This is a genomic window from Pseudomonas sp. UBA5706 (genome assembly GCF_002419965.1).
GTDB lineage: Bacteria > Pseudomonadota > Gammaproteobacteria > Pseudomonadales > Pseudomonadaceae > Aquipseudomonas.
Genome location: NZ_DIHC01000038.1, coordinates 64,950 through 85,480, shown reverse-complemented (window position 1 = coordinate 85,480; position 20,531 = coordinate 64,950). Strand labels below are relative to the sequence as shown.

Sequence of the window (20,531 nt, the reverse complement as noted above, 5' to 3'; positions counted from 1 at the left end):
TCGTGCATGACAGGCACTCCCAACAAAAACAACAGTGAGGTCAAGATTCATGTCAACACCTGAACCCGGCTGGAGCAGCGATCATCTGGACACGATCAATGCGGTTCTGCAACGGGCCGTTGGCGCTTACGGCGACCGACAATTCCTTGATTTCCTGGGTGACACCCATAGCTTCAGCGATATCGATCATTTCGCGTGCAGGTTAGCCAACGGCCTCAAGCAGCTGGGCGTACGCAAGGGGCAGACCGTGGTGACGCTGCTGGATAACTCTGCCGACGCGGTTTTCATCTGGTTCGCGATCAACAAACTGGGCGCGGTCAGCGTCCCGGTTAATACCGCGCTGAAGGGCGAGTTTCTGGTGCATCAGGTGTCCGATGCAAACGCATCGATCATCATTGCCGAAAGTGACTACGCCCAGCGGGTGGTGCAGGTCGCGGACCGTCTGCCAAAGCTCGAAACCCTGATTCATCGCGGCGAACGTCCGGCGTTGTCGTTCGACGGCCAACTGATGGCCTGGACCCAGTTGCTCAGCGATGATGCCAGCCAGCCCGAAGAACAAGTGTTGCCCGGTGACTTGGCGATGTTGATTTATACCGGCGGCACCACCGGCCCCTCTAAGGGCTGCATGATCAGCCACAACTACGCCTGCAGCATGGCGCGGCAGATGCTGAAGATCGCCAGCCGCGGCGCTGAAACCATCACCTGGACGCCTCTGCCGCTGTTTCATTTCAACGCTGTGGCCAGCACAGTGCTGGCGAACATGATGGTCGGCGCGCAGGTGGCGATCTATCCGCGCTTCTCGGTGTCGAACTTCTGGCCGGAAATCGAGCGCACGGGGGCCAATGACGTACAGCTGCTGGCTTCGATGCTGCCGATGCTTGCCGGTGCGCCAGACAACGACGCCATGCTGCGTTGCAAAGGCCAGGTCTGGATGGTCAACGGCGCGCCGTTCCCCGTGCCGGTGCAGGACACCTGGAAACAACGTTTCGGCGTCACGCATACCATCTGTGGCGGATTCGGGCTGAGCGAGTGCTCACTGCCCTCCCTGCTGCCGTTTGGCACGCCGATGAAGCCCAACAGCTCCGGTAAACGCAACCGCGAAGACTTCGACGTGCGCATCGTCGACGATCACGATAACGAACTGCCAGCCAACACCCCTGGTGAGATCCTTGTGCGTCCGCGCAAGCCGCACATCATGTTCGAGGGTTACTGGCGCCGGCCCGAGGACACGCTCAAGGTCATGCGCAATATGTGGTTCCACACCGGCGATATCGGCATGTTCGACGACGACGATTACTTTTACTTCGTGGATCGCAAGAAAGACTATTTGCGCCGCCGAGGCGAGAATATTTCCAGTTTCGAAGTCGAGCGCGCCTTTCTTCGCCACCCGCTCGTCGACGAAGTCGCTGCACACGCAGTGCTTTCGGACCTTGGGGAAGATGAACTGAAGGTCACGCTGACCCTCAAGGCGCAAAGCACACTCGATGGCGAGTCATTGTGCCGCTGGGCCAGCGAAGAGATGCCTTACTACGCTGTGCCTCGATACATCGAGTTTCGCGCACAGTTGCCCAAGAGCCCACTGGGACGGATCTACAAGTTTCAGTTACGAGACGAAGGCGTGACCGCCACTACCTGGGATCGCGAGAGGGCCGGGTTCATTCTACATAAGCGCTAGCGCACACCTGCGGCCCGCGCTGGCGGGCCGCTTATTCCTCGTTTTGCCGCAACCCTATCACCGACTCCTGTGACGCCGATGCGACCAGTTGCCTGTCGCGGTCGTAGATGCGCACCCAGGTCAGTCCCCTGCCCCTTTGCATCACCGGGCTTTCACAGACAAACAGTAACCAGTCATCGGCGCGGGACGCTGCATGAAACCACAACGAGTGATTCAGACTGGCCACGTACAGAGAGTCCCGAGCGCCCACCAGCGGCACGTGATGACCGATCGCCGCGCCATTGATCCAGTAGTCACTCAAGTAGGCCAACGCCGCCTGCTGCCTGGCGAGATCACCGCCCAGCGGCTTCTGTAATTTCGCCCAATAGCACAGCCGCGCCTCGGTGGTCGGATGGAACATCGATTCGCGGGTGGCGATCAATCGCAATTCGATTCCGGGCTTACACATGTAATCGAGACTGGCCCCCGTCGCATCACGCATTTGTGAAAGCGCGGGCAACTGTTCCGGATTGGCAACTTCGGGCGCGGGTGCCGCGTGTCTGTAACCCTCTATGAGCTGCTGCAACGTGACCTGAGCCTCGACCACCGCACGCCCTCGCTGGCTGCCACGAACCCGGCAGCTGCTGAACCGTCGTCCGGACTGCAACACCTGGACCTCATAACGCAGCGGTTCATCGGGCAGCGCTCCGCGCAAAAAAAGAACATGCAGCGTCGCGGCCACATCGGGGCACACGTGTTGCGCCGCCAGTAGCGTCTGTGCCAACAACTGCCCCCCAAACACGCGGCCATTGAGATTGGCGTCATGGCCGCTGGCGCTGAACCGTGAGTCGCCCAGAGGCTCAAGGGCGAAAAGCCGGTTCAAGTCACGATCAGGTGCGTTCATCCCCGACTCGTCCGTCACTGTCATCAACTGCCGGCTCTCAACGGAGCGTTGGCAACCGGCTCCACTGGCACTGCCCCGGCGCGACTTTCAACCGTTGGATCAGCGAAAGTCGGGTAGCGCCCCAGCAGTGGCAGCAACACCGCGGCCGACACGAAGCTGATCATGCAGAAGACCATCAACGAGGTATAGGCACCGCTCCTGGCGTAGAGATAACCGAAGAAGAACGGTGCCAGCGTGCTGATCAGACCAATCACGCCCATATGCATCGCAAAGACGCGGCTGTAGTCGCGCATACCGAAATAACGCGCCATGAGGAACGCGGCGATGTCCAGTTCCGCGCCCGCGCCAAACCCGACCAGCAACGAGGCCAGCATCAGCATACCCATGTGGTTGTCGCCACTGTAGAACAGAAAACAGCCCATGGCGGGCATCAGCATGACAACCAACGCCACACCGGGCGCCCATAAACGATCAACCAGATAGCCGACCAGCACACGGCCGAGAATCAGGGAAATACCGTACACGCTGAACGCGGTAGCAGCGTCTGCGGCGGACATGCCGCGATCTCGCAACATGGGCACGGTATTGGTCACCATCCCGATCATCGAGACTGTTGCCAGCGTCAAGGCGACGTTGCACAACCAGAAACGTTTGCTGCGCACCACCAGACGCAACGGCATGCCCGGGAGCAACGCCTTTTCTTGCTGGGGCTGGGGAACGGTGTTTGCCACCGGCACTTCCTGAGTCAGCCAGAGGCGTGTGAGCGGCAGCGTGACCACAAGCGGAATAGCGGCGAGAATCCAGTAGCCGGCGCGCCAATCCCACTGCGCGATCGCCCAGCTTATGACATTGGGCATCACCAGCGCACAGAGCCCGGTGCCGCATAGGATGATAGCCAGCGCCAGACCTCGGTTGCGGTCGAACCAAAGGTTGACCAGCTGCGTCCAGGTCACCATGGTCGTGCCGAGTCCAGCGAAGGCAAGCAGGCTGTAGCCCGCATAGAACTGAATGATCGAGCCCTTGTTTAGTGTCATTAGCAGATACCCTGCCGCCAACGTCACCAGAGAGATCAGCGCAACCGGCCGCACGCCATGGCGGCGGATCAACCAGCCCCCCAGCTGTACGGAAATCACCGAGAAGCCGAACAGAAACGCGATGCCGGGCTGGATCTGCTCACGGGTCCAACCAAAAGCCTGTTGCAGCGGCACGATCAGCGTGCCGAACGAATACAGCGGCGCGACGCTGACGGATGTGCCGATGCCGATCAGCGCCAGGATCAGTATTCGCCAACCTCGGCGAAATTCAGTGAGGTCAATCGACAGGCTCGAACCGCCTCTGGGTGAGATATTCGACATGGGCAAAACCTCCATTATTGTAATTTTCGGGCTTTCGGGATTGTAAACATGACACTTATATAAATGACACTCTTTTATTTATTGATTTCCACGCGACATCCGTACCACTATGGCGACGAACAGCAATCAAGAGCCAGGCATGAACGTAACAACTCATTGGTTTAGCGGTGGCAAGGGCAACAGGCTGGCGGCGGACGTCGGTGGGCCGATCAATGGCACGCCGGTGGTGCTGCTGCATGGGGGCGGGCAAACCCGACATTCGTGGTCGCAAGCCCATGACGCGTTGGCAGCGCAGGGTTACCGGGTAATCTCTCTGGATGCCCGCGGGCATGGTGAATCGCAGTGGGTCGAAGACGGCGATTACAGCCTGCAAAGCCAGGTGGACGATCTGCTGGCCGTCATCAAGGTGCTTCCCGCCCCGCCGGTGCTGATCGGCGCCTCCATGGGGGGCGTGCATTCGATGATCGCTTGTGCGGACCATCCCAGCCTGGCCCGCGCGCTGATTCTGGTGGACGTGACGCCCAGACTCGAAGCCGGTGGCGTGGCGCACATCATCGACTTCATGACCCGACACCGCGACGGCTTCAGCAGCTTGGCAAGCGCTGCCGCGGCAGTGGACGCCTACAACCCGCACAGGGCCCGAAAAACCCAGAGCCGAGGGCTGGAGAAAAACCTGCGACTGCGAGATGACGGCCGCTGGTATTGGCACTGGGACCCACGGCTCCTGGCGGACGATCACGAGCAGAGAATTGCTTCTATCAGCGCTCGCATGGAGCAGGCCGCCGGGAAAATCCCGATGCCCGTGCTGCTGGTCCGTGGCACGCAGAGCGATGTGGTCAGTCCGCAGGGCGTGCGACATTTGCAGGCCCTCATACCTCAGCTGGAATTCGTCGATGTCGAAGGCGCAGGTCACATGGTGGCGGGCGACCGAAACGATGTGTTCAACGCTGCCATTCTCGCATTTCTCGATCGCCATGCACTGGTGTCCCCGGCTCGATGATCGCGGTTCTCAACGCCCCTTCCACTCAGGGAGGCGTTTTTCAATGAACGCGCGAGCCCCCTCCTGAGCATCCTCGCTGTCAAAGACCTGAATCATGGCGCTCTCTGCGCGGGCACGCACCTCCCGAGCACCGTCTCGGGCGCAGGTCCACATCAGCATTTTGGTGGCGGCAACCGCAAGCGGTGCATTGGTGCCAATGAGCAGCCCCAGCGCCAAGGCCTTGCCCAGGACGTCTTCAGGCTCGACAACATGATTGACCAGCCCCAGTTCACGGGCTCGCGATGCGTCGATCAGCTTGCCGGTGAGCCCCATTTCCAGTGCGATGGCCAGCGGGACTCTTACTGGTAGCAGAACGCCACCTCCCGGCGCGAAAAGCCCATGTCGAACTTCGGGGATGCCGAATCTGGCGTGTGTGGCCGCCACCACCAGGTCACAGCCGAGCACCAACTCGAAGCCTCCGGCAACTGCGGCTCCGTTTACGGCAGCGATCACAGGCTTTGGGTAGCGACCGTCCAGCAGTGCGTCCAGTGAGTGCGACGAGCGAGGTCGCCCGTCAGGTTGCGCATCTGAGAAGTCCTTAAGGTCCATGCCCGAGCAAAACGCCCGGTCCCCGGAGGCGGCCAGCACGACGACGCGAATCGAATCGTCTTGCGCGATATCGTCAAGCGCCTGGCCCAGGGCAGCCATCAATGCGCTGTCCAGCGCATTACGTTGCTCTGGACGGTTCAATGTCAGGATCTCGATAGTGTTTTCGCGGGTTCTGAGCAGCACAGACATGGTTCGGTTCTCGGCAGGTTATGCGGCACTCGCCCGAAACAGCCCAGCTTTCTGGCGTCGCCGGCAGGGAAAGGAAATAGAGTAACTAACCTGTCATCAGTTATCACCACTTCTCCATCGCTGTTTCGTTCTGGCAGGCCGTCTCAGGTTTCGGCATCCTGCTGCAGATTGTGTCGCACCCGCCGCAGTACGTTCAGCGCCTGGTCAAGCTCGTGTGCGACGAGCCCCTCAGCGACGCGATCAGTCCACGCGGCGCTTTCCCGGTTCGCGAGGTCGTAGGTTTCTTTTCCTTTGTCAGTAGCGACCAGCAACTTTGACGTCTTGTGATGAGGGTTGTCGGCATACCGCGCAAAGCCCTGGTCGACCAGGCCATCGGCGATGCGCTGGATGCCCTGCCTGGCGAACCCCAGGCTGCGGGCAATACGTGCGACGGTGGGCGGTACGGGCGCGACCACGATCGATGCCAGTACGATGGCTTGCGCCGAACTGCCCAGCGCGGAAGGTTTGTTTGCGCTCATGATGCGCCCGTGCAGGCGCAGAATTTCATCGACCAGTTCCGCAACGCGGGCGCCTTGCTCGCTGTGTACGGAACGGTCGAACGTCAGGTTACTGCCATTGCCATCAATATTGCTCACCCGGCAATCCTATTAGCGGTGGAATTGACCAGATGTTGTCATTTTTTTTGGCACCGGCACAGACCTGACAATCAAAACGCCCGCAGAAAAGCTGATAACAACCTTACATGCTGTGCCGCGCCGCGCCAATGAAGCGGAATGTCCCTGACGCGATTGCCAATAGCGTCCCTTGCTCATCGGTGATCTGCGCGTCGCAGAAGGCCAGCGTGTTTCCGCCTCCGCGCCAATCTGCTCGCGCAATGATCAAGTCCCCTGCCTGCCCGCCAGGACGAATAAACTGCGTTTTCATTTCCACGGTCACGCAGTGTCGCCCTCCTCCCTTGTGCGCGGTCGCACAGGCCATCACCGCATCCATCAATGACATCACCAGACCGCCATGGGCGCAACCGCCCCCATTGATGTGAAAACTTTTCAAGCGCAACGCAATGCTTGCACCGTCGTCACGCAGGTCGGGACGTCCGTAGATCTGCAGATGAGTCAAGTAGTCGTCCAGTCCTCTCTGGGTGTAGGCGCTCTGGTCCGGGCTGCCCGGACTCAAAGTGTGATCGGTTGTCATGAGTCGCTCCCCGTCTAACGTTTGGAAAAGATCACATTGGCCTTGATCCGGTCCCAGGTCTGCGCAGTGACGCCTTCATCCCGAAGTTGATACTTGAGGATGCGGCCCACCGGGCTGCGCGGTAACGCCTGGCGAAACTCGATGAAGCGTGGCACGGCATAGTAAGGCACACGATCAATCGCCCAGCGGCAAAGGGTTTCTGCGTCCAGCGTGCTGTTGGCTCGAAGCACCGCGGTGACCTTGACTTCGTCTTCGGACAGTTCGGAGAACACGGCATGTACGGCCACTTCTTCGATATCCGGATGGGCACTGAAACTGCGCTCCATTTCGAACCCGGAAATGTTCTCTCCTGCGCGGCGCATATAGTCCTTCTTGCGGTCCAGGAAAAAGAAGAAACCGTCCTCATCGATCTTGCCGATATCGCCCGTGTGGAACCACATGTTGCGCATGACCTTGAGGGTGTCGGCGGGGCGATTCCAGTACCCTTCGAACATGACATGGGGTTTGAGCGGGCGCACGATCAGTTCGCCCGGCGTCCCGTAAGGCACTTCGATGTCGTGATCGTCGACGATGCGGATGTCGAAATCATCGCAGCGTCGACCTGCACAGTTCGGCTTCTCGGCTGCACCGAACGGCAGCAACGTGACAATCGCGCACTCGGTCAGACCAAACCCCGCACCGCCGACCGTGTGCCGAACGCCGAAACGCTCGCGCCAGACCTGCTGGACGTCGGAGGTGAATGGCGCACTGTAGACCTTGTTCAACTGACCGAAACAGCGCTGCATGGCCTCGCTGTCAGGCGCATCGGCGAGCAGGGGCGCCATAGATGCGAGAAGGTTGGCCTCGTTGGCACCGCTGCGCTCAATGTCTTGCCAGAACCCTGAAACCGAAAACCTTGGATAAATGACCGATCGCGCGCCAATCATCAGGTTGCACAGAACCGTGGTCACTGTCGCGTTGAGGTGGAACAACGGCAGCGGCGTCCAGGTGATCGAGTCTTTCGTGCGGCCATGACACCGAAGGATCTGCCGCGCTTCGTTGCAAGCATTGTTGTGGCTGATCATGCAACCCTTGGAGGGCCCGGTGGTACCACCGGTGTAAATCAACATCGAAAGATCACCTGGACGCACGTCCACGTCGGGGTCACTTTCGTCCAGGCTGCGCAACGCATCGAGCGCCAGCAACTGCTTGTCACCGAGTTCCACCACCGGACGCTCAGTGCGGTAGACGATCTGCTTCACGGCAGGCAGTTGGTCGATAACCAGGCTCAAGCGTTCGGCATATTCGGCTTCAGCCACCACCAGCGCCGCCGTCGCATCCGCCACCTGATGGCGCAGGAACTCCCCCTTGAGCGCGGTATTGACCGGCACGCTGATTGCGCCCAGCTTGTTGATAGCGAACCACAGCAAGACCGCATCGATGTTGTTATTCAGGATAGTCACGACCGTGTCACCTTTGCCGACCCCCTGTTCGGCAAGACCATTGGCGATACGACAACTCTCACGCTGCAGGTCGGCGAAACTGTGTATCTGTCCCAGAAAGTCGAGAAACGGGGCGTCCCCAAACTCAGCTGCAGCACGGCGCAGGACCGCGTTGACCGTATCGGTTTCGCCGCATGCCCACCCCGGTAATGCCTGGTGATTCTGTGTCATGGCATTCATCGCTGTTGCGCTCCTTGTACACGTATGTCATCCAGCAGGCGTTGCCAGCGCTGCCGCGCCAGGCTCAACGACTCAGGATGAGTCAGAATGTGAAAGTCTTTTTGTTGGATGCCTGCCACCACACACGCGGCGACATCCTCGGAAGTCATCGTGGCGTGCGACATTGCGCGCAATGCATCACCTGGCAAGTCCGCCAGCACCACTTGCGTCCCCAGCCAAGCGAATGCGCGGGCGATCGCCAGGCCAACCTCGCTCGCCCCACCGGTGACAACGGCGCTACAAAACTCCATTCATTCATTTTCCGATGCCTCGAAGATTCGTTCAGCGAACCGCAACCGTGCCGCCATCGACGCACAAGGTCTGACCTGTGATGAACCCCGATCCTTCACTGGCGAGGAAAACCATGACCGGCGCCAAGTCACGTTCGGCATCGCCCAGCCTGCCCCCTAACGGAATGATCGAAGCGAGGTGTCGATCATGCTCCGCCAATTGTTCGGTGCTCATCTTCGCCCGGTGCGCGTCGTACATAGGGGTCCAGATCATGGGGGCCACGGCGTTTACGGTGATGCGCTGCGCCGCCCACTCTTGCGCGACCGTGCGGGTCCAGGCCAGAACCGCGCCCTTGGAGGCCGCATAGTGCGCGGCGCCCGGCATTCCGCTGATGCCTGCGGCGGATCCAAAATTGATGATTCGTCCACCGCGCGCTCGCAGATGGGCAAAGGCAGCCTGATTGGTGTGCAACGTTCCGCGCACGTTAACGTCGAAGATCAGGTCCCAGTGCTCACGCCCAATATCTTGTGCCGGTGCAGTACGTTCGACGCCTGCGATGTTGGCCATGACATCCAGCCCACCCATCCAGCCAGTGGCATCGGCGAAGACTTCGGCGACCTGATCCGCATCGGCAATATCGCAATGGTGATACCGGGCTTGACCCGGGTATCGGCACGTCAGTTCGTCGACAAGCTGCTGACCGTTTTCATCGAGTACATCCAGCGACGCCACCCTGGCGCCCTCGCGAAGATAAGCGCTCACGACGGCCGCGCCGATTCCCCGAGCGCCTCCTGTCACGATGATGTTTCTGCCTGCAAGCTGCATGGCATATTCCTCTTTTTTATTGTTATGCGATTACTGCGCCCACGACACGTTACGCAAGGCCGCCATCGACCTTGATCAGCGACGCCGTGGTGTAGCTCGAGTGAGGGCTGGCGAGGTAGAGCGCGGTGGTGACGATTTCCTCCGGAAGCCCGGGCCGGCCCAGCGCATTGTCACAGCGGTCGCGCAGCTCCGCTGGCCATGCTTTGGCGATGTCGGTCAAAAAAGGCCCTGCAGAAATCGTGTTGACTCGCACCTTGGGGCCATATTCCTGGGCCAGCCCCACACTCATAGCGTTCAACGCTGCCTTGGCGCCGGCGTAGGGAATGATCTGAGGCGCAGGCCTGAGGCCGCCCGTGCTGCTGATATTGATGATCGATCCGCCCTCGCCCTCGGCCATGCGCCGGGCCACCAGCGCACTGAGCCGGAAAGGCCCCTTGAAGTTGAGGCCGATGACCTTGTCGAACAGTTCCTCGGTCACTTCGTGGGTGGGCACCGCTGGCGACATGCCTGCGTTATTGACCAATACGTCGACTCGGTCGAACGTTTCGTAGGCCGTGTTTACCAGCTGTTCGACTTCGCCCCACCTGCCGACATGGCACGCCACGGCCAGCGCTCGCCGGCCGAGTTGTCGCACCTGCGCGGCAACCGCTTCACACGCCTCCAGCTTGCGACTGGCGATGATTACATCGGCGCCATGCTCGGCAAAGGCGCGGACCATCTGATAACCCAGTCCCCGGCTGCCGCCCGTCACCAGAATCACTTTGCCGCTCAGGTCGAACAAACTATCCGTGGTGCTCATGCTCAGTCCTCCAGGATGTGGGCATATCGATCCCGTGCCGCGGCGATTTTCGGCGGCAGGTGCTCGGATGTGAACATCGATTCGGTCGCTTTGTGCTTGCGCAGCAGCTCGCGCGCGACCGTGATCTGATGCACTTCGGTCGGGCCGTCGGCCAAGGCCATGGTCGGGACGTTGAGCCACATGTAGGCCAGCGGCGTTTCAAACGTCGCGCCCAACGATCCATGCAGATGAATGCCCCGTCGTACGATATCCAGGTAAATCTTCGCCATGGCCACCTTGACCATGGCGATATGCGCGCGTGCCTGGCGTGGATCCCCGTGGCTGTTGTCGATCAGCCAGGCGGTTTTCATGACCAGCAGGCGAAACTGCTCCAGTTCGATCTGGCTGTCGGCAAGCATCGCCTGCACCGTTGACTTCTCGGCGAGCAATGTGCCCTGAGTCCTGCGGCTGAGTGCTCGCTCGCACATCATGTCCAGTGCTCGCTGGCATTGCCCGACGGTACGCATGGCGTGGTGAATCCGGCCTCCGCCCAATCGAGCCTGCGCCACCGCAAATCCACCGCCCGGCTCACCAAGCATGTGGTCCAGGGGCACTCGGACCTGGTTGTAACGCAGGTAGCCCTCGGTGGCTTCGTCCTGCTCGATACGCTCGCCCATGTGAGGCACGTTGCGGACGATCTCAAGCCCCGGCGTTTCAGCGGGCACAATGAACATCGACATCCGTTGCTGAATCGGAGCTTCGGGATTGGTGACCGCCAGAACCAGCACGAACGCGGCATAACGCGCATTGGAGGAATACCATTTCTCGCCGCTGATCACCCAGTGATCGCCCTCTTGGACGGCTGACGTAGCGAACACACGGGGATCGGCACCACCCTGCGGTTCGGTCATGGAGAAACTCGACACAATCTTGCCGTCGAGCAAGGGCTGCAGGTAGCGCGATTTTTGAGCCTGGGTGCCGAACATTGCCAGAATCTCTGCGTTGCCGGTATCCGGGGCAGCCGTTCCGAATACCGTGGGTGCCCACAGCGAGCGTCCGAGCCGCTCATTCATCAACGCCAGCTTCAACTGCCCATACCCTTGACCACCCAGATGAGGATCGAGGTGGCAGGCCCACAACCGTTGCTGACGTACCTTTTCCTGGAGCGGAGCCAGAATCGCCCTCGACTTGGCATGCCCGGTGTCGTACACCACGCTGACGGACGGATAGAGCACATCGAGTGCTTCTACTTCCTCGACCAGGAAACGATCGATCCAGTCCAGCTTCGCCTGAAACTCGGCGTCAGTCGAAAAATCCCACATCGTGTTTATTCTCCCGAGCAGGTTGCGTAACCGCGATCAGGCGGCATTGATCAGCTGATGTGACTTGCGGATGAGCCACGCGGCATAGTCGTGGAGGTACTCGCCCATCTGCGCCGGCGCCTTGCCGACCAGCGATCGGGCATAGGTACCTTCCAGCAGGCAGGCGAGCTTGTAGCAGGCCAGAACGAAGAACCACGGCATAGACGTCATGTCACGACCGCTCAGTTGCCCATACAACGAAATCAGCTCGGCGCGGCTCATAAAGCCATCCCACGGCTGCACGACAGGATTGGCGCCTTTACCACCTTGGGGATCACCGGCTTCGCGCCAGGAGGTCAGCACCCAGGCCAGATCCAGCAGCGGATCACCGAGGGTGGACAGCTCCCAGTCGATCAGCCCCGAAATCGTTGGCTGCTCAAGCGAAAACATCACGTTCGGCCACTGGAAATCGCCATGAATGATGCCGATTCGCCCATCGCTGGGTACGTTATCGCTGAGCCAGCGCCCGACATTGTCAACCTGAGCCAGACCTCCAATGTCATAACCTGGGGTTTCGCGATAGCCGTCCAGCTGCGACCGCCAGCGCTCCACCTGGCGTCCATGCCAGTTGTCCGGCTTGCCAAAATCGCTCAACCCGAGCGCTTGATAATCCAGCTGGCCCAGCGCTGCCGCCGCCTGAACAAATGCCTCACCCATCTGTCGACGCCACGACGACTCCGTTGCGTACCGGCCCTGGAGATCCCCTGCCGGAGAAAAACCTTCCAACGCCTCCATGACGAAGAAGTTCACACCGATCACCGATTCATCGGAGCACGCTGCAAGCAATGCGGGATGAGGCACCGCGCTGCCGGCCAATGCGGCCAGTACACGGGCTTCACGCTGCATGGTGTTATTGCTGTTGGCGCGCAAATGGCGCGGCGGTCGGCGCAGGACGAACCGAGCGTCCCGACGCTCCATGAGAAACAGGTGATTCTGTGAACCACCGACCAGCGCCTTGACGCTGCAGAGGGGCCCTGTTCCGGGCAGGCCCGCCAGCTCGACCCAGGGTTCGAGCCGCGACCAATCGAGCAACCCGTCGAAATCAGGTAGCCGCTCATGAGTGGAGCGGTGCATGGTTTGCGGTTCGCCAGCCATCGCCGTTCTTCCTTTTTGTTGTTATGCAGAAGGTGAGGACAACACCGCCCGGCCAGGGCGTCGGGAAAATATGACATCAGAACTACACAATGACAACTTATTGTCATTTATTTATTCAAATGCCGCACGCCAGATACCCACCGTCGATCGGTAGAACGACGCCATTGACGAATGACGCGGCGGGCGAACACAGGAAAACGATGCCCGCGGCGATCTCCTCGGGCCTGCCCCAGCGCTGCATGGGTGAGCGCGCTATCACTCGGGCGTTGCGACCCTCGTCCGCCTGCAGGCCCTGGGTCATTGGGGTATCGATCCATCCGGGTGCTACGGCGTTGACTCTGATGCCCTCGGCCGCCCACGCCACCGCCAGGCTCTTGGACAACTGCGCCACACCACCCTTGCTCGCGGCGTAGGCCGGTGCGGTCGGGCTACCGAAGAAGCTCATCATTGACGCCAGGTTGACGATGCACCCGGCACTGGCCTTGAGCAGTTCACGTGCGGCATAACACGTGCGCATCGTCCCGCTGAGGTTGATCTCCAACGTGCGCACAAAGCCTTCTGGCGTGAACTCGCTGGCACCGCGTCCGACCCCTGCTGCGTTGACCAGTATGTCCAGCCGCGGCAGCGATCCGAGCAACGCGTCGACCGCTGAGCCCTCCCCCAGATCCAGGCACACCGTTTGTATGCCTTGCATCCGCGAATCCGCAATACAGGCGACGACCTCGGCTTCGCTCACGCCGGTTGCCAATACCGCACATCCAGCGTGGCGCAAAGCGATGGCAGTCGCACGCCCAATACCGCTGCTACCGCCCACCACCAATGCCTGCTGACCTTGGAAAATATTATTCACTGTCAGTTACTCCTTTTCTGCCACTCATGAAATGGACATGATCTAACGTAAGATCAAGACCAGTTGTGTATTGACGCATGATATTAGCTGACATATTGTCAGCTATACAAAACAAAACCAACGAGGTGCATTCCCATGAGTGCAGTCAATTACCCGATTTACGATGTCGACCGCCATTTCTACGAGCCGCCCGAGGCTTTCCTGCGCCATCTGCCGAAGGATTTCCGAAACGATTTCCAATACGTCCAGATCAACGGGCGCACCAAACTGGCGGTCGGTGGAATCATCAGCGACTACATTCCCAACCCCACGTTCGATGTGGTGGCGGCACCCGGCTCGCACGAAAAGTGGTATCGCGGCGACAATCCCGAAGGGCTTTCGCTGCGCGAAATCGGCGGCGAACCCATTCCCTCCGATCCAGCGTTCTATAGCGGTGAAGCGCATCTGAAGGTCATGGACCAGCAAGGGATCCACGCCGGCCTGTTTATTCCAACCCTTGGCTCGGTGATCGAAGAGCGCTTGCAGCACAAGCCCGAGGCGATCAGTGCGCTGTTTCATTCAGCTAATCGCTGGCTCTCGGAAGACTGCGGATTCGCCCGAGACAATCGACTGTTTCCCGTACCAATGATCAATCTGTACGACGTTGACAAAGCGGTCGAAGAACTGGAATTCGTGCTCAAATCCGGCGCCCGCGCGGTGGGGATTCGCCCTGCGCCCGTCACCGGAGACAAAGGTGGCCGCTCCATGGGCTTTGCCGAGTTCGACCCTTTCTGGGCACGAATCAACGAAGCGAAGGTGTTCGTCATGCTGCATGTATCCGACTCCGGATACGACAAGATCTACCGCTGGTGGACGGCTGGCGGCAAAGGCGAATTCAGGCCCTTTGAAAAGGATGTGTTCGGCGAAGTGCTGGACTGGATGGGTCGCGCGATTTCCGACACCCTCGCGGCGCTGATCTGCCATGGCGTATTCGATCGCTTCCCCGATGTGCGCGTCGCGTCGCTGGAAAACGGCTCATCCTGGCTTGAGCCGCTGCTGGGACGTCTGGCGCATAACTACAAGAAGATGCCCAAGTCGTTCAAACAGGATCCGGTGCAAACCTTGCGCAAACACGTATTCGTCTCGCCGTTCTACGAGGATCCGGTGGCCAAGGTCATCGACTTGATCGGCGCCAACAGGATTCTGTTCGGCAGTGACTGGCCACACCCCGAAGGCCTGAGCCATCCACTTGATTTCTACAAGGACATTGCCGATATCAACGACGTCGACTCGCAACTGATCATGAGCACCAACCTCAAGAACCTGCTTGAAGGTCACCGCGATTGATCAATTGATCGGCAGACACAGAGCCCGCTTTCTGACGCGGGCTTTTTAATGTTCGGCTACTTCATTGTCACTTCCCAGCGAACCCTCCTGCACCTGCGTCACCGGCTTGATCGCCAGGCAATGCATCAACCACAACGCCAGCAGGGTCATGGCAGCGGCCAACAAAAGTGAATTGCGCGCGCCGACATGGATAGCGACCAGTCCCCATAGAGCCCCGCCAACAGCCATCGACCCTTGAAATACCAGCATGTAGATGGCGACCGAGCGTGCCCGGATCCAGGCCGGAACCGACAGCTGAATGGCGGCCAGGTTGCTGGTGCCGATCAGCATCCAGCCAATGCCCGCCACAAACAACGCCAGGCTCTGGGCAACCGTGTTACTGAGCAGGGCAAGTACCACCGTTCCCACTGCGTAAGCCAGGCAAGCGCCAGACAGCATGCCATTGATGCCCACGCGCGCTCTCAGCCACGTGATGATCAGCGCGCCGAACAAGGTGCCAACGCCGATACTTCCAAGCAACACACCATAGCCGCCGGCGCCGGCCGATTCACTGGCGACCAGTGGCAGCAGCGCCCACAGTGCGCTGCCGGCCCCCACGAACGCCAGCGTTCTGGCCGTCTGGGCGCGGATGACCGATGAGGATCGTGCGTATCGAATCGCGGTGATCAGCCCTTCGCGCAGCGTTACCGCAGGAGCGAGCGCATCCTTGGGCTTGCTGCGCAACGTCATGGCCGCTGCCAGCGATCCCGCCAGCAGAAGTGCACAGATTGCAAACACGGTGATGACACCGGAGAAACTCACTAGCGCACCCGCAATCGCCGGGCCAACGGCACGGGCGCAGCTATAAGACACCGAAGACAGTGCCATGGCCGATGTCACCAACCCCACTGGCACGGCCTCTGCCTGACTGGTGTACCAGGCCGGGCCTTGCATCGCGAAGCCAATGCCGAAGGCGAACGTCAATGCCAGCAGCGAGATCGGCCCGAGCCAGCCGCAGGCACACCACACCACCAGCAACACGGCGCTGACGAGCATGCCCGCGTGCGTCAACAATAGGTATCGCCGACGATCGAAGATATCGGCAAACACCCCGCCCGGCAGGCCAAAAATAAACGACGGAAGACTGATCGCAGTCTGAACCAATGCCACCGGAAGCGGCGAAGGCGTCAGCGAAACCATCACCCACGCCGCACCCACGCTTTGCATCCAGATAGACAGATTCATCGCCAGTGCGCCCATCCATAACCAGCGAAACGCAGCAAAACGAAACGGTGCCCAGAGGGAATCGGCGAAACGAGAAGAAGTCATCGGCAAGCTCCTGTATGCAGCGCTCTCTTGACTGACCGCACGATTGCCGCCATATTAAAAGCTGACTGTTTAACAGTTATTATACAAGAACGCACTATATAAGCCCCTGACTTCAGTGCAAGAAAACTACAACTGCCAACATAGCGACAGTTTTCTAGAAGGCAGGATATGATCGATGACAGGTCAGGACTTGCCGCATGTCTCTACAACCCGATGCAGAATTTCAGCACTATCTGGCTCAAGGCCGGTTCATGCTGCAACGCAGCCACTCCAGCCAGCGCTGCTTCTTTTATCCGCGAACTCTTGAACCGGGAACCGGCGCGACCGACCTTGAATGGGTCCCTGCCAGTGGTATCGGCACTGTCTATGCCGTCACCGTCATCCGCCCCAAACCGCCAGCCGAACCCTACAACGTAGTGCTCATCGACCTTGCAGAAGGCCCGAGAATGATGAGCCGCGTCGAGATTTCGCCCGCCGATAGCGTGCAGATCGGTCAACGGGTACGCGCCCGCATCGCTACCGAGGGCGATCAACGCTTCGTGGTTTTCGACCCTGACAACAACGAGAGGCAGCCATCCTGATGAACAACCCAATGTCCCTTGAGGGCCGCACGATTATCGTCACAGGCGCCGGCCAGGGCATCGGCCTCGCCATCGCGACCCTGGCCATCGAACAAGGCGCTAACGTTGCAGCTGTGGATTTAAACATCGACGCGCTGCAAAGCGCCGCCGACACGCTGGGAGAGCGTTATCTGCCACTGGCCGGCAGCGTGACCGATCCGGCATTCGCTCAGCAGGTCGTAGAACAGGCCGAGTCGCGTTACGGAGCTGTTCACGGATTGGTCAATAACGCGGGTATCGGTCGTCCGGCCATGATCGAAAAAATGACCCTGGAGCAGTGGCAACAAGTGATGGACGTCCACCTCACAGGCTCATTTCTGTTTACCCAGGCAATCGGCAAGCACCTGATCCAGCGCGCGAAAAATGGAGACAGAGCTGCGGGGTCGATTGTTTTCATTTCTTCGGATGCCGGCCGGCGCGGCAGCCTCGGACAGATCAACTACGCCACCGCCAAATCGGGAATGTTCGGCATGGCGATGACTGCGGCAAGAGAATGGGCGCGCTATGGAATCAGGTCCAACGCGGTGTGCTTCGGCATGGTGGAGACCTCGATGACCGAAAAAGTACGCAACGACCCTAAATTCCTCGAAACCTATCTGCAACAGATAGCGCTAGGTCGCTTCGCCACGCCTGAAGAGGTGTCGGTGCCGATCTGCTTCCTGCTTAGCGAGGGGGCGTCCTACATCACCGGTCAAGTGCTGTCCGTCAACGGCGGCTACACCATTGCAGTCTGAGGAATAAATATGCACGGCAGCCTACCGCAAGCGCTCGCGGCGTTCGCGTACTGACGCGGCACCGGGGGCGAACCGCATCAGGATCCACCAACAGCCAGGCGGCCAATCGCACTAAGCGTTCTGTGACGATCGACCTCGCTCAACCGACCGGCCCGACCAGGAATTGATCTGGCAACAGGCGCGGAGCTGCGTCGTCGCCCTGGAAATTATCGCACCGCCACGCTGGCGCGCTACGGCCTGGGATAGGAGAACCTGCGCAAGTTCAACCCGCGCCTGATCTACTGCTCCATCACAGGGTGATGGCCAGACCGGGCGCTATGTCGACCGCTTACTACCTGATTCAGGCGAGGGCTGAGTCAGGTCGGTCAACGGTCAACGGTCAGCGCAAGGGCGAGTCCGGCGGCGGCCCGAACGCGTGTCGGCGTCCCTGTGGCGGACGTTTTCGACGGTCTTTATGCGGTAATCGGCATGCTCGGGGCGCTCATCGCAATGCCAGGGGTGAGGGTCAGCACATTGACGTACCGCTGCTCGACGCACAGATGGCATCGGCGATAACGGATAAGCGCCCTGTAGCTGCGGTCTGGCTGGCTGCGTTCGGCCTGTGGGTTTAGCGGGCTGGACGGCTGGCGGCCAGGGTCACGGACACCGAGTCGGCGAATCGCAGTGCATGAGGTTTGTCGACTTCGATCACTGCACTTAGCACTTGCGGGGCGTGCATCAGCAAATCCAGGAGTTCCTGAGCCATTCGTTCCAGCAGGCCGAAACGATTGCGCTCCACATGGCGGATGAGCGATTTGGTCAACAAACGGTAATTGAGCGCCTGGTCGATGCGCTCATTTTCAATGGCCTCCTGCGCAACGTAATCCAGCGTGAAATTGATCACGACATCCTGGCGGTTGTTGAACTCCTGTTCATTGATGCCGACGCAGGTTCTGAGCCGCAGATTTTTCACTTGAATACGTGCGTGGCCAGCAGCAGGTGGACTCATCGAGCACCCCCGATCAACTGCAGGAATTCCTGCCGTGTGCTGCTCGACTCCCGAAAGGTGCCGAGCATCACGGACGTCGTCATCACCGAGTTCTGCTTCTCCACCCCGCGCATCATCATGCACATGTGCCTGGCTTCAATGACGGTGGCAACGCCTGCAGCGTCAGTGACATCGCGCAGGGTTTCGGCGATCTGCCGGGTCAGATTTTCCTGTATCTGCAGGCGGCGAGCGAACATATCGACGATGCGGGCCACCTTCGAGAGTCCCAGCACTTTGCCGGTCGGCATATAAGCGACATGGGCCTTGCCAATGAACGGCAGAAGGTGATGCTCGCACAACGAATAAAGCTCGATGTCCTTGACGATGATCATCTCGTCGGTGTCCGAGGCAAACAACGCGCCGTTGACGACCTCCCCAATGGTCTTGCCGTAGCCGTTGCACAGGTATTGCATCGCCTTGGCCGCTCGCACCGGCGTGTCTTGCAGCCCTTCGCGCAACGGGTCTTCGCCGACCTCGATCAGTATTTCCCGGTAACGCCGGGCCAGTGATTCGTGTTCAAGCATGATGAGCCCTTGCCGATCTTGTAGGTGAGCGGCCCGACGGTCAGAAACCCTCGGGCGCGCGGGTCAGGTACGTTTGAGAACGGTCACGACACAGGCCCCGCCCAACCCGATGTTGTGCTGCACGCCCACACGCGCATTCTCCACCTGACGGTCGCCGGCCGTCCCCCGCAGGTGCCAGCTGACCTCGGCAATTTGCGCCAGCCCCGTCGCCCCCAGCGGATGCCCCTTGGACAGCAGGCCACCGGAGGGGTTGGTGACGATGCGTCCGCCGTAGGTGTTATCGCCGTCCATGACGAAGCGCTGCGCATCCCCTTCGGCGCACAGTCCGAGCGACTCGTAACTGAGAACCTCATTGGGCGAGAAACAGTCGTGCAGTTCCACCAGTTGCACGTCTTCGGGGCCGATTCCGGCCTGCTCATAGGCCTGCTGCGCGGCCTTGCGCGTCATGCTCGACCCGACCACGTCCATCATGCTGCCGGACTCGAAACTTTCCGGACCGTCGGTCGTCATCGCCATGCCGGCGATTTCCACCGTGTTCTTGAGCCCGTGTTGACGTGCGAAGGCCTCCGAGACGACAACGGCCGCCGCAGCACCGCAGGTCGGCGGACAGCACATCAGTCGGGTGACGGGACCAAAGATCTGTGGCGACTGCATCACTTGCTCCAGGGTCAGCGGATCCGTGAACAGCGCAAACGGGTTGCGTTGCGCATGGCTGCGCGCCTTCACCGAAACACGGCCAAAAAGCTCCGCAGTGACGTTGTACTTCTCCAGGTATTGCGCGCCGGCACCGCCAAAGTACTGAGGACCCGCCGGTGCGTTTTCATCCCATCCGCGGATTTTCGCGGTGGCCGCGTCCAGACGCACGGTAATCGGGGTCCGCAAGGCCGCATCGCTGGCCGCCAACGGGCCAGGGTTCATCTGCTCGAACCCCAGGGCCAGCGCGACGTCCACCGCTCCGCTGGCCACCGCCTGACGGGCGAGGAACAGCGCGGTGGAGCCGCTGGCGCAGGCGTTATTAACGTTGATGACAGGGATCGACGTCAGGCCGACGCGGTACAACGCCGTTTGCCCGGAGCACGTATCACCGGAGACGAAAGCTGCGAATGCCTGCTGCACCTGCGAATACTCAATGCCAGCATCTTGCAGAGCCCGCACTGCCGCATCACTGCCCATCCGGTCATACATTTCGCTTTTGCCCGGCTTGGTGAACTTCACCATGCCTACACCCGCGATCAAGGTCTTGTTAACCATTGCAACCTCCAGTCACCTTA

At 60.1% G+C, this 20,531-nt stretch carries 21 protein-coding genes; 5 read left to right on the top strand and 16 right to left on the bottom strand.

Annotation, left to right across the window (positions count from 1 at the left end):
* Nucleotides 1–49: 49 nt before the first annotated feature.
* Nucleotides 50–1,675 carry an AMP-binding protein gene (locus B3I26_RS18310; protein WP_296259660.1) on the top strand — a complete coding sequence of 542 codons (1,626 nt, stop codon included), beginning with the start codon at nucleotides 50–52 and terminating at the stop codon, nucleotides 1,673–1,675.
* A 31-nt stretch (nucleotides 1,676–1,706) separates the two neighbouring features.
* Here B3I26_RS18310 and B3I26_RS18305 read toward each other — a convergent pair whose 3' ends face one another.
* Together B3I26_RS18305 and B3I26_RS18300 are read right to left on the bottom strand one after the other, a co-directional pair.
* Complete coding sequence (locus B3I26_RS18305; protein ID WP_296259659.1) at nucleotides 1,707–2,558, bottom strand: acyl-CoA thioesterase; 852 nt, start codon at nucleotides 2,556–2,558, stop codon at nucleotides 1,707–1,709.
* A 23-nt stretch (nucleotides 2,559–2,581) separates the two neighbouring features.
* Nucleotides 2,582–3,913 carry an MFS transporter gene (locus B3I26_RS18300; protein ID WP_296259657.1) on the bottom strand — a complete coding sequence of 444 codons (1,332 nt, stop codon included), beginning with the start codon at nucleotides 3,911–3,913 and terminating at the stop codon, nucleotides 2,582–2,584.
* 139 nt (nucleotides 3,914–4,052) lie between these two features.
* On the opposite strand from B3I26_RS18300, the gene B3I26_RS18295 reads away from it, so the two are divergent.
* A complete protein-coding gene (locus tag B3I26_RS18295) occupies nucleotides 4,053–4,913 on the top strand; it encodes an alpha/beta fold hydrolase (protein ID WP_296259655.1) in 861 nt (286 codons plus the stop codon).
* Between the two features lie 9 nt (nucleotides 4,914–4,922).
* On the opposite strand, the gene B3I26_RS18290 is transcribed toward B3I26_RS18295, so the two are convergent.
* From B3I26_RS18290 to B3I26_RS18245, 10 genes are all read right to left on the bottom strand, one after another.
* Nucleotides 4,923–5,690 (bottom strand): enoyl-CoA hydratase-related protein, encoded by a 768-nt coding sequence (locus B3I26_RS18290; protein ID WP_296259653.1) that lies wholly within the window; start codon nucleotides 5,688–5,690, stop codon nucleotides 4,923–4,925.
* A 143-nt stretch (nucleotides 5,691–5,833) separates the two neighbouring features.
* Nucleotides 5,834–6,325, bottom strand: a complete 492-nt coding sequence (locus tag B3I26_RS18285; protein WP_296259652.1) for a MarR family winged helix-turn-helix transcriptional regulator — start codon at nucleotides 6,323–6,325, stop codon at nucleotides 5,834–5,836.
* Nucleotides 6,326–6,428: 103 nt separating this feature from the next.
* Nucleotides 6,429–6,881 carry a PaaI family thioesterase gene (locus tag B3I26_RS18280; RefSeq protein ID WP_296259650.1) on the bottom strand — a complete coding sequence of 151 codons (453 nt, stop codon included), beginning with the start codon at nucleotides 6,879–6,881 and terminating at the stop codon, nucleotides 6,429–6,431.
* A 14-nt stretch (nucleotides 6,882–6,895) separates the two neighbouring features.
* A complete protein-coding gene (locus B3I26_RS18275; protein WP_296259649.1) occupies nucleotides 6,896–8,542 on the bottom strand; it encodes an AMP-binding protein in 1,647 nt (548 codons plus the stop codon).
* Nucleotides 8,539–8,832 carry a hypothetical protein gene (locus tag B3I26_RS18270; protein WP_296259648.1) on the bottom strand — a complete coding sequence of 98 codons (294 nt, stop codon included), beginning with the start codon at nucleotides 8,830–8,832 and terminating at the stop codon, nucleotides 8,539–8,541. The genes B3I26_RS18275 and B3I26_RS18270 overlap by 4 nt, the downstream gene beginning before the upstream one ends.
* Before the next feature lie 31 nt (nucleotides 8,833–8,863).
* Nucleotides 8,864–9,637, bottom strand: a complete 774-nt coding sequence (locus tag B3I26_RS18265) for an SDR family NAD(P)-dependent oxidoreductase (RefSeq protein WP_296259647.1) — start codon at nucleotides 9,635–9,637, stop codon at nucleotides 8,864–8,866.
* A 49-nt stretch (nucleotides 9,638–9,686) separates the two neighbouring features.
* Nucleotides 9,687–10,436 (bottom strand): SDR family NAD(P)-dependent oxidoreductase, encoded by a 750-nt coding sequence (locus tag B3I26_RS18260; protein WP_296259645.1) that lies wholly within the window; start codon nucleotides 10,434–10,436, stop codon nucleotides 9,687–9,689.
* 2 nt (nucleotides 10,437–10,438) lie between these two features.
* Complete coding sequence (locus B3I26_RS18255) at nucleotides 10,439–11,737, bottom strand: acyl-CoA dehydrogenase family protein (RefSeq protein ID WP_296259644.1); 1,299 nt, start codon at nucleotides 11,735–11,737, stop codon at nucleotides 10,439–10,441.
* Between the two features lie 36 nt (nucleotides 11,738–11,773).
* On the bottom strand, nucleotides 11,774–12,871 hold the full coding sequence (locus B3I26_RS18250) for a phosphotransferase family protein (RefSeq protein WP_296259643.1): 1,098 nt from the start codon (nucleotides 12,869–12,871) through the stop codon (nucleotides 11,774–11,776).
* A gap of 115 nt (nucleotides 12,872–12,986) precedes the next feature.
* The gene (locus B3I26_RS18245; RefSeq protein ID WP_296259641.1) at nucleotides 12,987–13,721 is read right to left on the bottom strand and encodes an SDR family NAD(P)-dependent oxidoreductase; all 735 of its coding nucleotides are present in this window, start codon (nucleotides 13,719–13,721) and stop codon (nucleotides 12,987–12,989) included.
* 135 nt (nucleotides 13,722–13,856) lie between these two features.
* Between B3I26_RS18245 and B3I26_RS18240 the strand changes: the two genes are divergently transcribed.
* Nucleotides 13,857–15,047 (top strand): amidohydrolase family protein, encoded by a 1,191-nt coding sequence (locus tag B3I26_RS18240; RefSeq protein WP_296259639.1) that lies wholly within the window; start codon nucleotides 13,857–13,859, stop codon nucleotides 15,045–15,047.
* A 45-nt stretch (nucleotides 15,048–15,092) separates the two neighbouring features.
* Here the strand turns inward: B3I26_RS18240 and B3I26_RS18235 are convergent, their stop codons facing one another.
* Nucleotides 15,093–16,355 carry an MFS transporter gene (locus tag B3I26_RS18235; protein WP_296259638.1) on the bottom strand — a complete coding sequence of 421 codons (1,263 nt, stop codon included), beginning with the start codon at nucleotides 16,353–16,355 and terminating at the stop codon, nucleotides 15,093–15,095.
* 197 nt (nucleotides 16,356–16,552) lie between these two features.
* Here B3I26_RS18235 and B3I26_RS18230 point away from each other — a divergent pair, with 197 nt between their 5' ends.
* Nucleotides 16,553–16,936: a Zn-ribbon domain-containing OB-fold protein gene (locus B3I26_RS18230; protein ID WP_296259637.1), complete on the top strand. Its 384-nt coding sequence runs from the start codon at nucleotides 16,553–16,555 to the stop codon at nucleotides 16,934–16,936.
* On the top strand, nucleotides 16,936–17,709 hold the full coding sequence (locus B3I26_RS18225) for an SDR family NAD(P)-dependent oxidoreductase (protein WP_296259636.1): 774 nt from the start codon (nucleotides 16,936–16,938) through the stop codon (nucleotides 17,707–17,709). Before B3I26_RS18230 ends, B3I26_RS18225 begins: the two co-directional genes overlap by 1 nt.
* Before the next feature lie 607 nt (nucleotides 17,710–18,316).
* Here B3I26_RS18225 and folX read toward each other — a convergent pair.
* The 3 genes from folX to B3I26_RS18210 form a co-directional block, all read right to left on the bottom strand.
* Nucleotides 18,317–18,697 (bottom strand): dihydroneopterin triphosphate 2'-epimerase, encoded by a 381-nt coding sequence (gene folX, locus B3I26_RS18220; RefSeq protein ID WP_296259634.1) that lies wholly within the window; start codon nucleotides 18,695–18,697, stop codon nucleotides 18,317–18,319.
* On the bottom strand, nucleotides 18,694–19,260 hold the full coding sequence (folE, locus tag B3I26_RS18215; protein WP_296259632.1) for a GTP cyclohydrolase I FolE: 567 nt from the start codon (nucleotides 19,258–19,260) through the stop codon (nucleotides 18,694–18,696). The genes folX and folE overlap by 4 nt, the downstream gene beginning before the upstream one ends.
* Before the next feature lie 63 nt (nucleotides 19,261–19,323).
* A complete protein-coding gene (locus B3I26_RS18210; protein WP_296259630.1) occupies nucleotides 19,324–20,511 on the bottom strand; it encodes a thiolase C-terminal domain-containing protein in 1,188 nt (395 codons plus the stop codon).
* Nucleotides 20,512–20,531 lie beyond the last annotated feature (20 nt).